The 13,013-nt window shown below is 41.2% G+C and carries 18 protein-coding genes; 11 read left to right on the top strand and 7 right to left on the bottom strand.

From position 1 onward, the window contains the following. Nucleotide 1: 1 nt before the first annotated feature. Together ATS76_RS04605 and cyaY are read right to left on the bottom strand one after the other, a co-directional pair. Nucleotides 2–658: an alpha/beta hydrolase gene (locus tag ATS76_RS04605; protein ID WP_058551239.1), complete on the bottom strand. Its 657-nt coding sequence runs from the start codon at nucleotides 656–658 to the stop codon at nucleotides 2–4. Then, complete coding sequence (gene cyaY / locus ATS76_RS04600) at nucleotides 655–978, bottom strand: iron donor protein CyaY (protein WP_006792464.1); 324 nt, start codon at nucleotides 976–978, stop codon at nucleotides 655–657. The genes ATS76_RS04605 and cyaY overlap by 4 nt, the downstream gene beginning before the upstream one ends. A gap of 157 nt (nucleotides 979–1,135) precedes the next feature. Here cyaY and lptM point away from each other — a divergent pair, with 157 nt between their 5' ends. The 7 genes from lptM to ATS76_RS04565 all read left to right on the top strand — a co-directional run bounded on the left by lptM (nucleotide 1,136) and on the right by ATS76_RS04565 (nucleotide 6,152). Next, entirely contained in the window at nucleotides 1,136–1,330 is a 195-nt protein-coding gene (gene lptM / locus ATS76_RS04595; protein ID WP_006792465.1) for an LPS translocon maturation chaperone LptM, read from the top strand. After that, nucleotides 1,331–2,584 carry a diaminopimelate decarboxylase gene (gene lysA, locus ATS76_RS04590; RefSeq protein WP_058551238.1) on the top strand — a complete coding sequence of 418 codons (1,254 nt, stop codon included), beginning with the start codon at nucleotides 1,331–1,333 and terminating at the stop codon, nucleotides 2,582–2,584. Between the two features lie 64 nt (nucleotides 2,585–2,648). Further along, complete coding sequence (gene dapF / locus ATS76_RS04585; RefSeq protein WP_010557932.1) at nucleotides 2,649–3,479, top strand: diaminopimelate epimerase; 831 nt, start codon at nucleotides 2,649–2,651, stop codon at nucleotides 3,477–3,479. After that, complete coding sequence (locus ATS76_RS04580) at nucleotides 3,476–4,087, top strand: DUF484 family protein (RefSeq protein WP_058551237.1); 612 nt, start codon at nucleotides 3,476–3,478, stop codon at nucleotides 4,085–4,087. The genes dapF and ATS76_RS04580 overlap by 4 nt, the downstream gene beginning before the upstream one ends. Beyond that, complete coding sequence (locus ATS76_RS04575; protein ID WP_058551236.1) at nucleotides 4,084–5,028, top strand: tyrosine recombinase XerC; 945 nt, start codon at nucleotides 4,084–4,086, stop codon at nucleotides 5,026–5,028. The genes ATS76_RS04580 and ATS76_RS04575 overlap by 4 nt, the downstream gene beginning before the upstream one ends. A gap of 9 nt (nucleotides 5,029–5,037) precedes the next feature. Further along, nucleotides 5,038–5,748, top strand: a complete 711-nt coding sequence (locus ATS76_RS04570; RefSeq protein ID WP_058551235.1) for an HAD-IA family hydrolase — start codon at nucleotides 5,038–5,040, stop codon at nucleotides 5,746–5,748. Between the two features lie 47 nt (nucleotides 5,749–5,795). Then, nucleotides 5,796–6,152 (top strand): HopJ type III effector protein, encoded by a 357-nt coding sequence (locus ATS76_RS04565; protein WP_058551234.1) that lies wholly within the window; start codon nucleotides 5,796–5,798, stop codon nucleotides 6,150–6,152. A 36-nt stretch (nucleotides 6,153–6,188) separates the two neighbouring features. On the opposite strand, the gene ATS76_RS04560 is transcribed toward ATS76_RS04565, so the two are convergent. Next, nucleotides 6,189–6,596, bottom strand: a complete 408-nt coding sequence (locus tag ATS76_RS04560; RefSeq protein ID WP_058551233.1) for a GNAT family N-acetyltransferase — start codon at nucleotides 6,594–6,596, stop codon at nucleotides 6,189–6,191. A gap of 41 nt (nucleotides 6,597–6,637) precedes the next feature. After that, nucleotides 6,638–6,943 carry a DUF6482 family protein gene (locus ATS76_RS04555; RefSeq protein WP_006792473.1) on the bottom strand — a complete coding sequence of 102 codons (306 nt, stop codon included), beginning with the start codon at nucleotides 6,941–6,943 and terminating at the stop codon, nucleotides 6,638–6,640. 91 nt (nucleotides 6,944–7,034) lie between these two features. On the opposite strand from ATS76_RS04555, the gene ATS76_RS04550 reads away from it, so the two are divergent. The 3 genes from ATS76_RS04550 (at nucleotide 7,035) to ATS76_RS04540 (ending at nucleotide 9,423) form a co-directional block, all read left to right on the top strand. Next, entirely contained in the window at nucleotides 7,035–7,727 is a 693-nt protein-coding gene (locus ATS76_RS04550) for a pseudouridine synthase (RefSeq protein WP_058551232.1), read from the top strand. 100 nt (nucleotides 7,728–7,827) lie between these two features. Next, nucleotides 7,828–8,202, top strand: a complete 375-nt coding sequence (locus ATS76_RS04545) for a BlaI/MecI/CopY family transcriptional regulator (RefSeq protein ID WP_058551231.1) — start codon at nucleotides 7,828–7,830, stop codon at nucleotides 8,200–8,202. 9 nt (nucleotides 8,203–8,211) lie between these two features. Continuing rightward, on the top strand, nucleotides 8,212–9,423 hold the full coding sequence (locus ATS76_RS04540) for a TonB family protein (protein ID WP_058551230.1): 1,212 nt from the start codon (nucleotides 8,212–8,214) through the stop codon (nucleotides 9,421–9,423). 86 nt (nucleotides 9,424–9,509) lie between these two features. On the opposite strand, the gene ATS76_RS04535 is transcribed toward ATS76_RS04540, so the two are convergent. Further along, nucleotides 9,510–9,893, bottom strand: coding sequence for an MAPEG family protein (locus ATS76_RS04535; RefSeq protein WP_058551229.1), 384 nt, complete (start codon nucleotides 9,891–9,893; stop codon nucleotides 9,510–9,512). A 254-nt stretch (nucleotides 9,894–10,147) separates the two neighbouring features. Between ATS76_RS04535 and ATS76_RS04530 the strand changes: the two genes are divergently transcribed. Then, nucleotides 10,148–11,026, top strand: a complete 879-nt coding sequence (locus ATS76_RS04530; protein ID WP_201023490.1) for an EamA family transporter — start codon at nucleotides 10,148–10,150, stop codon at nucleotides 11,024–11,026. Between the two features lie 81 nt (nucleotides 11,027–11,107). Here the strand turns inward: ATS76_RS04530 and ATS76_RS04525 are convergent, their stop codons facing one another. Next, on the bottom strand, nucleotides 11,108–11,425 hold the full coding sequence (locus ATS76_RS04525; protein ID WP_058551228.1) for a DMT family transporter: 318 nt from the start codon (nucleotides 11,423–11,425) through the stop codon (nucleotides 11,108–11,110). After that, nucleotides 11,425–12,957 (bottom strand): bifunctional GNAT family N-acetyltransferase/carbon-nitrogen hydrolase family protein, encoded by a 1,533-nt coding sequence (locus ATS76_RS04520; RefSeq protein WP_058403712.1) that lies wholly within the window; start codon nucleotides 12,955–12,957, stop codon nucleotides 11,425–11,427. The genes ATS76_RS04525 and ATS76_RS04520 overlap by 1 nt, the downstream gene beginning before the upstream one ends. Between the last annotated feature and the right edge of the window lie 56 nt (nucleotides 12,958–13,013).

Genomic DNA, 13,013 nt, shown 5'->3' with positions numbered 1-13,013 from the left:
ATTAGCTTAAACGGGCAATTAACCATTGGCGAATAGCGTGTAACTCTTCTGCACACACTTGGTGTGCCATTGGGTATTCTTGCCAGCTTACATCCATGTTATGTGCTGTTAATACATCAAATGCACTTTTACCTGCACTCATTGGTACCACGTTATCGTGACTACCATGTGCCATAAATACATTTAAATCGGTATGCTTTGCTTCATCTGTAAATTTATGCGGCGCGCACATATAAGTAGACAATGCCATAACACCCGCCAACTTTTGTTCAAAGCGCGGAGCTAAGTGAAGCGACACAACACCACCTTGTGAAAAGCCAGCCAAAATAATTTTGTTAGCCGGTATCCCGTTGGCTATTTCTGTATTTATTAGCGCCTCTACTTTTTCAGCAGACTCCCTAACCCCTTCTTCATCGGCACGTTTATCAAGCTCAATTGACTTAATATCGTACCAAGAACGCATTTCCATACCACCATTTATGGTGACCGGTTGCACAGGTGCATGTGGGAAAACAAAACGCACACCTAACTCATCTGGTAAGTTTAATTGCGGCGCTACAGGGGCAAACCCATCACCCGAATCACCTAAACCATGTAACCAAATAACGGTCGCTTTATGCGCGCTCTGTGCGGGGTATTGAACAAACTCTAAACTCATAATGATGATTGCCACTTAATTTCTTGGCCAGCTTGGCGAGTTGACGCTTCGTTAATGAATTCCCAAAACTCTGCACCAGAGCGGTTATCAATCCATTGACCATCACGCATTTCAAAATGGTGACCATTGAATTTAGTTGCTACCCACACTTGATGAAGAGGCGCTTGCTTATTGATGACAATTTTACTCTTATCAGGAAAAATAATTTCTAAAATACCTTGCGCTGATTCGTAATCTAAATCGGCTTCACAATCATCAATTTGCTCTTCAATTGTGAACATAAGAGCTTCGGCTAATTGGTGATATTCGTGTTCAGTCATTGTTGATTCCTTTGCAGGCGGGCCGCCTAATATTGGGTACGTAATTGCGTTAAAAATATGCAGCTAGTGTAACAGGAATAAAATCATCCGCGAATAGCTGCATTTTTTAGATATTCTGTTACTCTGCGATTATAAAGCCAGCAACAATATTAATCTAATGAAAGCGACACATACCTTACAATTAAAAAAACTATTAATTTGCACGGCCCTATTTGGCGCATTAGCTGGCTGCGGACAAAGCGGCCCATTATATTTGCCTGAACAACAGGCCGAGCAAAACCAACCAGAAAACACTATGGTGCCTGCCGCAGAGGCCAAGCAACCTACAACACCAGTAAAACAGGAGCAATAAATGGATTTTTTTAACTATAAAAACAACCAATTGTTTGCTGAAGATGTGAGTATTGCCGCTATTGCTCAGCAATATGGTACGCCTTGCTATGTGTATTCTCGTGCAACGTTTGAGCGCCACTATCTTGCGTTTGCCAATGCGACTAAAAACCATAAAAGCTTGGTATGTTATGCCGTAAAAGCAAACTCTAATATTGCTGTATTAAATATTTTAGTGCGCCTTGGTTCGGGTTTTGACATTGTTTCAAAAGGTGAGCTGGCCCGTGTAATTAAAGCCGGAGGAGACGCGGGTAAAGTAGTATTTTCAGGTGTTGCTAAAACCGCTGACGAAATAGCGTATGCATTAAAATTAGGGATTAAATGTTTTAACGTTGAATCTGCCTCTGAATTAGAGCGTATTTCAGAGATTGCGTGTGAGCTTAACTTAGTAGCGCCAATTTCTATTCGCGTTAACCCCGATATAGATGCAAAAACGCATCCTTATATTTCCACTGGCCTAAAAGAAAACAAATTTGGCATTGATATTCAAACCGCTGTAAGTGTTTATCAACAAGCCGCGGCTTTACCTGGCTTAAACATAATAGGCGTAGATTGCCATATTGGTTCGCAGTTAACCGAAGTAAAGCCTTTTTTAGAAGCGCTCGACAAACTCCTTGCGCTAATAGATGAACTAAAAAATGTCGGGATAGAATTAAGCCATTTAGACATAGGTGGCGGTTTAGGTGTTCCTTACGACAACGAACAACCACCTCATCCTAGTGAATATGCAGAGCAAGTAACGGCTCGCCTAGAAAACTACCGCCATTTAGAACTTATTTTTGAACCAGGTCGTGCTATTGCTGCAAACGCAGGGGTATTAATTACGCAAGTTGAGTTTATTAAACAAAACCAAAGTAAATTTTTTGCCATTGTTGATGCCGGTATGAACGATATGCTTCGCCCTTCTCTTTATCAAGCGTGGCAAAAAATTATACCTGTGTCGGTTCGTGATGACGATACGCCAACTCACAACTTTGATATTGTTGGCCCCGTGTGCGAAACCGGTGACTTTTTAGGAAAAGACCGAGAACTGGCGCTGAAACAAGGCGATTTACTCGCGCAGCGCAGTGCTGGGGCATATGGCTTTACTATGAGTTCAAACTATAACTCTCGTCCACGCGTAGCTGAAATAATGGTAGACGGTGAACAGCACCATCTTATTCGCGAACGTGAAACCATTGAGAGTCTTTATCAAGGTGAGAAAATTTTACCATAAACGTTTTTGCCAACTAGCTGCTCTGTGGCATGATTACCACAGAGCAAACACGAATTAGAGCGCTATGTTAGTTAATTTTTCCAAAATGCACGGCTTAGGCAACGACTTTGTTGTTATTGATAACATTACACAAAATGTATTTTTATCACGAGATCAAATAAAAAAGCTGGCTGATCGCCACTTTGGCATTGGCTTTGACCAATTACTCATGGTTGAAGCACCATACTCTCCCGATCTTGATTTTCATTATCGTATTTTTAATGCCGATGGTACCGAAGTAGAACAGTGCGGTAATGGTGCACGTTGCTTTGCACGTTTTGTGCGTATGAAAGGCCTGACTAACAAACATAAAATTAGTGTATCAACCAAATCGGGTAACTTAACGCTCTATATAGAAAAAGACGGCCAAGTTACGGTTAACATGGGGCATCCTAATTTCGAGCCAAGCAAAATACCGCTTAAAGCCAGCAAACGTGAACTCACCTACATTATAAGGGCTGAAGAACACACCGTATTTAGTGGCGCAGTATCTATGGGGAACCCACACTGTGTACTTGAGGTTGACGATATTACGACAGCGCAGGTCGATGTATTAGGTCCACTGCTTGAAAACCACGAACGTTTTCCACAACGCGCTAACATTGGCTTTATGCAAGTTATATCGCAAGAGCATATAAAGCTAAGAGTATGGGAGCGCGGCGTAAACGAAACGCTCGCATGCGGCACTGGCGCGTGTGCTGCAATGGTCATTGGCCATATGCAAAGCAAGCTTTCAAGCGCGGTACAAGTCGACCTACCTGGTGGGACACTTCAAATACGTTGGAGTGGAGAAGGTCATCCAGTACGAATGACAGGCCCTGCTGAACACGTATTCGATGGACAAGTCGCGTTATGAGCGAGCTAAATGAAGAGCAAATTATTAGCTACTTACTCGCAAATCCTGACTTTTTAGTTAAACACCCAAACGTGCTTGCTCAGCTAGACCTTCAGCAGCAAGCGCAAGGGGCAACGTCATTAGTTCATATTCAACAGCGCCAATTGCGTGAGCACAATACACGTTTAAAAAAGCAAATCGACACCATGAGTAAACACGCTGTTCAAAATGAGCGAGTGTACAGTTTACTTAGCCAATGCCATCGCCAACTTTGGCGCCATGATGACTTTGATACAATCGCTAAAAACTTACACGCTATTGTGTGCTCAAATGACGACATAAGCGACTTCAAATTATTAAAATACACTCCTGACTTTGACGAACTCATTGAACATCGCCTCAGCAATTCTGGGTATTACTTAGGGCGTATTACAACGCAAGAACGTGCATTATTATTTAGAGATGACACGCAATCTGTGGCTATTTATTTAATTGGCGATGAAAAGCAGCCTAGTGCCATACTGGCGTTTGGCAGCAACAACGTGAACCATTTTGAACCCGCACAAGACAACCTATTTATACTGGATTTTATTAGCGCCCTGCAACTAAGGTTACAAAAACTCGCATGAGTGATGATGCGCCTAATATAAGCGAATTAAGTGACAACTGGCGCACACCCATTACGCTATTTAGCGACTACCTTAAATTTGAAAAACAATATTCAGCGCACACTGTAAATCAGTATGTGAGCCAACTTGGCTTTGCAGCGCTTTATTTCAATAAATTATGCGATGACTGGTTTGGCGTACAAGCAGAGCATATTCGCCGCTACAGTATGGCTTTACGCGCCAAACAATTAAGTGGCCGAACCATTAGCTTAAAATTGAGCTGTATCAGAAGTTTATATAAGTTTTTAAAAGCCAAAAATATTGCACAGCAATCGCATTATCATAACCCTGCGACCGGCATTAAAGGGCCTAAATTTGCCAAGCCTTTACCTAAAAATCTTGATGTTGATCAAATGGCGCGTTTGCTCGAAATACCCGACGACGACCCTTTAGCAGTCAGAGATAAAGCCATGATGGAACTTATGTACTCATCAGGTTTACGTATTAGCGAGTTAGTTGGCGCTAACATGCAAGATATTAATGCCAAAAGTGGCGAAATATTAGTTCGCGGTAAAGGTAACAAAGAACGCCTTATTCCCGTGGGAACAAAGGCATTAGACGCATTAAAAAAATGGTTAACCGTGCGGCCTCAATTTACAAAACCAGACGAGCCCGGCGTATTTTTAAGTAGCCAAAAAAACCGTATCTCAATTCGCCAAGTGCGTTTGCGTATGCAAGAGTGGGGAATAAAGCAAGGGATTAGCTCACAGGTGCATCCGCATAAATTACGCCATTCATTTGCATCACATATTTTAGAATCGTCGGGTGATTTACGTGCCGTACAGGAATTGCTTGGCCACAGTAGCTTGTCGGCCACACAAGTGTATACCCATTTAGATTTTCAGCATTTAGCCAAGGTGTACGACAACACACACCCGCGCGCTAAAAAACAAACTGATTAGGAAATTACAATGATCCGATTTAATCGTGCAATACGCCCTTTTTCTGTCATGAGCTTTGATTTAGACGACACCTTATACAACAACCACCCAATTATAAAAGCAGCCGTTAGCGCCCAACAAAATTACTTAAATGCATTACCACGCTACCAAGAACAAGGCCCACAATACTGGCAACAATGCCGGCAACTTGCCGCCCTGCAACAGCCAGAGCTAAAAGACAATGTAACGCAGTGGCGCAAGCACACATTGCGTTTAGCACTATCAAAGTTAGGATTTACTGAACAAGAAGTAGCACTGCACGCTAGTAACGCCTATAACGCATTTGCCGATGCACGCAGTAACATTGTAGTCAGCGACGACGTTTTAGCGCTACTTGATAACTTAGCGCAACATTTTACCTTAATCGCCATAACCAATGGCAATGTTGAAATAGAACGCTTTAATTTACACAATAAGTTTAAGCTAGTACTACAAGCAGGCATGCACGGCAAAGCTAAACCTCATAGCACCTTATTTGACAAAGCCGCTGCGCGCCTAAAAGTCACCAAAAGCGACATACTCCATATTGGTGATAGCCTAGATACCGACGTACAGGGCGCCAATAACACAGGTTGCCAATCAGTGTGGTTAAACGATCAAAACGCTAAGTATAACTACAAAGGCCTAGCCGACGTGGAAATCACCAACATTCACGCATTAACGCATTTTATTCGTTCATAAACTGCTACGAGTAAATTAGCCTTATAAATTAAATTTAGGGAACAATGATGACTTTAAACGAATACCTTAAATCACTTGCTGAAAACCCAAAAAACATTCAATTTACCGATACAATGGCGGTGATTGAAGCCAATTACGATTTTACTGCTTGTGCCTTTAATAACCACGGGTTGCTGAGTTCAGCGAGTGAAAATAACGGTTCATGTAAAATTTTTGCTTTTGCCAAACTCAATGGGCTTAGCAAGCAAAACACTCTTGATTGCTTTGGTAAGTTTTATCGCGAAGACGTACTACAAAACCCTAACGGTGACGATCATATGAACATTCGCACGTTTATGTTATCGCCAGAGGCGACCCCATTTTTGGGCATTACGTTTGAGGGCGAGCCTTTAACAGCTAAGTAACTGAGCTCCGGTTAAAAACTTAAGTTATGTTATAAATTAAAGTGGTTTTTCCATAAAATAGCGGGTGCCGCAAAGTGGGTAGTTATCAAGTTGATACTTTACGCTGTATCCGCGTTTTTCATAAAAAGGTTTTGCTTGAAAATCAAGTGTATCAAGCTGAGCTTTTTTAGCGCCAAGCAATATTGCAGCTTGCTCTAGTTCAGCGAGTAACTGTCCAGCAAGGCCTTTATTGCGCACTCTTTCACTGCACCAAAGCCAGTTTATAATTAGCCAATTACCAAATACGCAACCACTAATACCAACCACCAATTCGTTACTATCGTCAACAAATTTATAGCCGAGTGGCACTCTTTGCGCATCGAAATGCTGGGCATTAAATTCAACCATTTCACTACGTAACGTTGAGTTTAACGCATCACTATTGTCTGCTTGTAATTGGTACATATTGCGCTTCTTAAAAAGCAGATACTAACAAACTCATACCGTCAAAACAGATTATTTTTACCAAAGGGCACTTCAAGCAGATTACTTGAGGTTTTTTCTGGTTGACCACACATTTCGTCATAAGCACTTGTATGGCGGAGCATCATTTGTGCGTACGCTATTTTTTCAAATCGCTTTTGCACATGTAGCGGGCTTACTGCTCTTACAAACTCGCCATCTTCTTCTGTTACGTAATATTCAACGTTATTAATAATCACAGACACCTGGTAAAGCGCCATTTCTAGTGAGTGAACAACTACTTTTTGTAGTGGCTCATGATTTTTTAGTTCAGAAAATTTCATACCCATTTTGTTCACCTAAATTAAATATTGCTATATCGATACGCAGCTTTGCTATAATCGCGATCAGTTTTTTATTGCCAACCAACGAGTATATTTTATGAGCACCAAAATCCGACTGGCTAAATACATTGCTCATGCCGGTGTGTGCTCACGTAAACAGGCATCGCGTTTAATTGATGAAGGGGTAGTAACAGTAAATAATCGCCCTGCTAATCATATTGATCACGTTAATGAGCAAGACGAAGTAATAGTTAATGGCCAAGCAGTTAAAGGTGCGGCCGATTTAGTTTATTTTGCGTACCATAAGCCAGTAGGTATTGACTGTAAATTAAATAAAAATGACCCTGCCAGCCTTATTCACCATTTGCCTACACTTACCCGTGTTTACCCTATTGGCCGATTAGATAAAGACTCTCGAGGCTTACTTATTTTGACCAACGATGGCGACTTTTGTAATCAGCTAATCCATCCTGACTTCCACCAGCCTAAACATTATATAGTCACAGTAGATAAACCTATTAATAATGAGTTTTGTGAAAAAATGACCGCTGGGGTGCCTGTTGATAAGCAAGTAACCTTACCGTGTGAAGTAACAAAAGTAGCTAGCAATCAATTTAGTATTATTTTAAAGCAAGGGCTTAACAGGCAAATACGTAAAATGGCGCATTACTGCGGCTTTAAAGTAATTGATTTATTTAGAGTGCAATTTAGCGACCTTGCTCTTTCAAAATTAAACCTTTCTGAAAACCACTACATACAAATTAATAAAACTGATATTTCAAAAATCTAACCTTCGTTTAAATAGCGCACAAAAAAAGTTAAAAAATAACCTTGCAAAAATAGATTACAGGTGTAGTCTTAACTTAAAGATTACATTTGTAGGCAATAAAATGATTGAGTTATCAAAAGCAGAATTTGAAGTACTTGACGCACTTTGGATTAATTACCCAGCAACTGCCAGCCAAATTATTGAGCGCTTAAGCGATGACAAACAATGGCACGAAAAAACCATTAAAACCTTACTCGGTCGATTAGTTAAAAAAGGTGCACTGTCGTTTGAAAAAGACGGTCGCCAATATATTTATACCCCCTGCATGGAGCGCGCCGACTACACTTTAAAAGAAAGCCAAAACTTTATTGAGCGCTTTTTTAGTGGCCGCATAGCGCCGCTGGTAAGCGGGTTTGCTAAATCGGAGCAGCTTTCTCAGCAAGATATAAATGAGCTTAAAAAAGTCATTGATGACTGGGAAAAAAAACAAAAGTAAGGGATTAACATGGTTATTCAAACTGGGTTTAATTGGTTAATTGAGCAACAACTACTATTAAGTATTTTGTTTTGTGGATTTATTTTACTCGAGCGATTTGGTTTAAAAACCCTTGGCGCGGGGTTTGTATACAAGTTAGTGTGGTTAGTGCCTGCGGCATTAGTTATCGCTAATTTACCCAATGCGATTAAACCATTGCAAAATAGCAATATTAGCCATTACTTAATTACCCCTAACCAGCCTTTTGCACATGAAGTGGGTATTAGCTGGGCACTCATGTATGTACTTATTACCGCAGGGTTATTAATAGCTAGTTTTATTACACATACTCGTTTTGTCAAAAGCCTGCAGCTAACTGAGCTAACACACTTTAACCATACACTTACTACAAATGCTAAAGCTTATATCAGCCAACATGTAGCCACACCAATGGTAGCCGGTATTTTTCAAAGCAAGCTCATACTGCCCAACAATTATAAAAGCCAGTTTGATAAAGCCACTTTGGCGCTTATTTTAGAGCATGAATCTGTGCACATAAAACGCAAAGACAACCTAATAAATGCCCTGCTGTTACTTGCTACTATTTTATTATGGTTTAACCCGCTCGCGTGGATGGCATACGCAAGCTGTAGGCGCTTACAAGAGCTCACTTGTGATGAACGGGTACTTGCCAATAAAACCACACACCAACACATTTTATACAGCAGAGCCTTAGTTAACTGCGCGGCAACAACGCCCGCAGGCCTAATGGCTTATTCACACTACGGAGATAAAAAAACCATGTTACAACGACTTACCAATATAAAGCACAGTGGCAATCGCTCTCGCTTTGCCAAAGGAGGCTTACTGCTTGTTGCAGCAAGCATGTTAAGTACGCTCGCTATTGCAAAGCAACCGCAAGTAGAAGGTGCTAAAAGCGATCACATTTCACCAATAATTCGAATTGAGCCACGCTACCCTGCCCAAGCAGCTAAGCAAGGCATTAGCGGCTCGGTAGTATTAAAATACGATATTGCCGCCAATGGCAGAACAAAAAACATAAGCGTAATTCAATCTAAGCCATCAGACGTTTTTGATAAATCAGCTAAAGAAGCCTTGGCAAAGTGGGAATATAAAATGTCTGAGGCAGGCTTTGATGATGTACTCGTACAGCTAGATTTTGCTATAAACAGCGAGGTTGCACATACCGATTTAATCGAGCGAATTAAAGTATCGCATTAATGCTTTCGAATTATGCCATTAAGTAATGCAAGAGCACAAAGCAAGCGCCCTTTTAGGCCGCTTGCTTTGTGGTTTTAACTATAAAATTAAATACTCACTACAATCATGGCAATGGCAGTGCCTAAGCCAATAAACCATACAAGCGAACGTATAATATCTAGATTCAACCAATAAAAAATACAATACAAAGTACGCGAAACTATATGAGTAACCGCCAAGGTTTCGGTTACTGCATTTACCGAGTTAGTACCCAATACCACTGCAATAGCAACAGCAAAAACAGTAAGTGATTCAAAACAATTTTGATGAGCAGCGAGCGCCCGCGCACCAAAACCCGTTAGTTTTGCTTGCTGGGAACGAGGGTCTTTATTGTCGTACCGGCCAAGCTTTGCCATCGCAACGGCCACAGGTACTTTTGCAAAATAAGGCATTAATACAGTTAATAATGCACACACCAATAATGTTGTCATAGTTTATTCTCTTATTATAAAACCTGATTATTTAGCAATACATATAACATACACACATAAAAAAAGCCGCCAATACGTTTTATGACAAACGCTGGCGGCTAAACAATAACATCATATTGACTATAGCTAAATTTACTCATAAAGCAGTGCGGCATAATGTCGCAGATGATGAATATTCACTATCACCCTTAATGCATCGCATTAATCACTAAAGATTGTTAACTTAAAGGGCTTATTTTTAATCGACGAATACCATGACTTGGATCTTTTTCACTTTTTTAGCTGCCTTTATGCAAGCCTGGCGTAATGCCCTGCAAAGTAAATTAAGTAACAATGTAAGTGTTGCTGGCGTTACCCTTTCACGTTTTATTTTAGCGGGCCCCATTGCTGCCGTTTATTTATATGGCCTTTATCAATATCAAGATACCGCCATGCCTACGTTTAATAATGCCTTTTGGGGATTTATTATTGGCGCAAGCGTTATGCAAATACTTGCCACGGGTTTAATGGTAAAGCTATTTAAAATGAACAATTACGCCGTAGGTGCAGGCCTTGCTAAAAGTGAAGCGTTAGTCGCGGCTATTTTAGGCGTATTATTTTTTGGCTCTGCGCTTAGTGTATTTGGCTGGCTAGGGGTATTTTTAGGCGCCATCGCAGTGCTTTTACTTAGCGGTATAACCAGCGTAAAACAGTTTGATGCTAAAACAGCGTTACTTGGCCTTGCCTGCGGCACAAGCTTTGCCCTTACATCGCTTTGGGTACGTGAAGCGAGTTTAAATTCAGGGTTATTATTTCCGCACTCGGCTGCATGGGTTTTACTGTTTGTAATAAGCCTACAAACACTTATATTACTTGGCTATTTATTACTAAAAGAACCACATACCCTAAGTAAACTTTGGCAATATAAAAGCATTACAACAGCAATTAGTGTTTTTAGCTGTGTAGGCTCTATTGGCTGGTTTAGTGCAATGAGTTTACAGCACGTGGCGTATGTTAAAACGCTTGGGCAGGTTGAAGTATTTTTTACGATGCTAATAGCTGTACTTTGGCTAAAGCAACCACTTAAAAAACAAGACACCGCTGGCTTAATCCTAATAGCCATTGCCGCTATTTTGGTGATGCTGCCAAATTGAGAACATAAAAAGCGCAGGCTTTTAAACCTGCGCTACTATAAAGCTGCTTATAACTTTTAAAGCGAGTGTTAAGCGCTCTTTTTAAGAGCTAATTTTTAGCGTTATCACACCGCAAATAATCATGAGTACACCTGCAATACGGCCAAACGTGGCTGCATCACCGTAAAATAATATACCCACTAAAAACGTTCCTGCAGCGCCTATTCCGGTCCATACGGCGTAGGAAGTCCCCATTGATATTTGCTTTTGTGCAAGCCACAACATAAAGCCACTGGCTGTTAAAAATGCCACAGCCATTGCAATACCCTGCCAGCGAGTGTCGGGGTGTTGTGAAATTTTTAAACCAATTGGCCAGCCTACTTCAAGCAGGCCTGCAATGACTAAATAAACCCATGCCATTAAACATCTCTCTTTTTCAAAATTACGTCGTATAAATCTTCACGGCGATCTTTTAAATTACGCACCGTCCCTTCGCTATGAAGGATTTTTAGCTTATCCATATCAAGGTCGCTAAATAATAACATTTCGGTATTCGGTGTGGCTTCATTGAGTGTTGCATCGTGCGGAAAAGAAAAGTCAGACGGGGTCAATACTGCCGATTGCGAGTATTGTACGTCTAGGCTTTCTACCTCAGGTAAGTTACCCACTGAGCCTGCAATAACCACATAACATTCGTTTTCGATTGCGCGCGCTTGCGCGCAATGGCGAACCCGTAAATAACTATTTTTAGTGTCGGTCCAAAACGGCACAAAGAGTATATCAAGACCCTGCTTGGCAAGTATGCGCGAAAGCTCTGGGAACTCTACATCGTAACAAATTTGAATACCTACACGCCCAGCATCGGTATCAAACACGGCAATTTTGTCGCCGCCTTGAATAACCCAATCATTTTGCTCATGCGGGGTTATGTGTATTTTGCGCTGCTCGTCTATTTTACCGCTACGGTGGCATAAGTAACTTACGTTATAAATTTTATCGTCTTCGGCAAGCGGCATAGAGCCGGTAATAATATTGGCGTTATATTCTATTGCCATACGCGACATCGCGTTTTTAAACGTCTCTGTATATTCCGCTAAATAGCGGATGGCTTCGGTTTGATTATTTTGATCGCCTAAGCCCATAAGTGGCGCGTTAAAAAACTCAGGAAATAATATAAAATCGCTTTTGTAGTCAGATACCGTATCTACGAAGTATTCTACCTGCTTAAGCATTTCTTCAACCGACTCAACGCAGCGCATTTGCCATTGCACCGCGCCTATACGCACGATTGATTTAGTAGATTCGAGCACCGTATCGGTTGGCTCATACATTATGTTATTCCACTCAAGTAAGGTGGCGTAACCTACAGATTCTTGATCCTCCGGCAGATACTTTTTAAGTAACCGCTTTACCTGAAAGTCATTAGAAAGCTGAAAGCTTAAAATTGGGTCGTAAAGCTCTTTTTGGTCAACTTTTTCAATGTATTCCATTGGCGTCATTTCACTGCTGTGATTGTAATAACGTGGAATACGCCCACCGGCTAAAATAGCGCGTAAGTTATATTGGCGGCACAATTCTTTACGGGCATCATAAAGCCGACGCCCTAAACGCATGCCCCGGTGAGTTTCGCTAATAGCAACATCCAAACCGTATAGCGCATCGCCATCGGTATCGCTGAATACGCGATCATGGCCATCAGCTATGTCTTCGTAGGTGTGTGGGTTTGAAAAACGCGTGTAGTCTACTTGCACGCTCAGCGCTAAGCCCACCAGCACACCATCATCTACTATACCTATTTGCCCTTCAGGGAACTGGTCTATTAATCTAAAAATGGTATGGCTTGGCCATGCGCCACCTAAGTCTGGGTAGGCTTGATCCATTAGCGTTTTTATTTGTGGATACTGCTCTTTGGTCAAGTTACAAATTTCTAGGTGGGTTTTTTCTGCCGACATACACAACTCCTTGGGGCATGGGAACAAAAAAGCTGAGCAAATGCTCAGCTTAATAA

Source organism: Pseudoalteromonas sp. 10-33 (assembly GCF_001469195.1).
In the GTDB taxonomy this organism is placed as follows: Bacteria; Pseudomonadota; Gammaproteobacteria; order Enterobacterales; family Alteromonadaceae; genus Pseudoalteromonas.
Note: the sequence above shows the minus strand (reverse complement) of the source record. Positions and strands in the feature narration are given on the sequence as shown.

Coding starts and splice junctions, on each gene's coding strand:
- ATS76_RS04580 (WP_058551237.1), top strand. CDS start 3,476: ATGAGCGAGCTAAATGAAGAGCAAATTATTAGCTACTTACTCGCAAAT.
- lptM (WP_006792465.1), top strand. CDS start 1,136: ATGAAAGCGACACATACCTTACAATTAAAAAAACTATTAATTTGCACG.
- ATS76_RS04550 (WP_058551232.1), top strand. CDS start 7,035: ATGAGCACCAAAATCCGACTGGCTAAATACATTGCTCATGCCGGTGTG.
- dapF (WP_010557932.1), top strand. CDS start 2,649: ATGTTAGTTAATTTTTCCAAAATGCACGGCTTAGGCAACGACTTTGTT.
- cyaY (WP_006792464.1), bottom strand. CDS start 978: ATGACTGAACACGAATATCACCAATTAGCCGAAGCTCTTATGTTCACA.
- ATS76_RS04545 (WP_058551231.1), top strand. CDS start 7,828: ATGATTGAGTTATCAAAAGCAGAATTTGAAGTACTTGACGCACTTTGG.
- ATS76_RS04575 (WP_058551236.1), top strand. CDS start 4,084: ATGAGTGATGATGCGCCTAATATAAGCGAATTAAGTGACAACTGGCGC.
- ATS76_RS04535 (WP_058551229.1), bottom strand. CDS start 9,893: ATGACAACATTATTGGTGTGTGCATTATTAACTGTATTAATGCCTTAT.
- ATS76_RS04530 (WP_201023490.1), top strand. CDS start 10,148: ATGACTTGGATCTTTTTCACTTTTTTAGCTGCCTTTATGCAAGCCTGG.
- ATS76_RS04555 (WP_006792473.1), bottom strand. CDS start 6,943: ATGGGTATGAAATTTTCTGAACTAAAAAATCATGAGCCACTACAAAAA.
- ATS76_RS04605 (WP_058551239.1), bottom strand. CDS start 658: ATGAGTTTAGAGTTTGTTCAATACCCCGCACAGAGCGCGCATAAAGCG.
- lysA (WP_058551238.1), top strand. CDS start 1,331: ATGGATTTTTTTAACTATAAAAACAACCAATTGTTTGCTGAAGATGTG.
- ATS76_RS04565 (WP_058551234.1), top strand. CDS start 5,796: ATGACTTTAAACGAATACCTTAAATCACTTGCTGAAAACCCAAAAAAC.
- ATS76_RS04560 (WP_058551233.1), bottom strand. CDS start 6,596: ATGTACCAATTACAAGCAGACAATAGTGATGCGTTAAACTCAACGTTA.
- ATS76_RS04525 (WP_058551228.1), bottom strand. CDS start 11,425: ATGGCATGGGTTTATTTAGTCATTGCAGGCCTGCTTGAAGTAGGCTGG.
- ATS76_RS04570 (WP_058551235.1), top strand. CDS start 5,038: ATGATCCGATTTAATCGTGCAATACGCCCTTTTTCTGTCATGAGCTTT.
- ATS76_RS04540 (WP_058551230.1), top strand. CDS start 8,212: ATGGTTATTCAAACTGGGTTTAATTGGTTAATTGAGCAACAACTACTA.
- ATS76_RS04520 (WP_058403712.1), bottom strand. CDS start 12,957: ATGTCGGCAGAAAAAACCCACCTAGAAATTTGTAACTTGACCAAAGAG.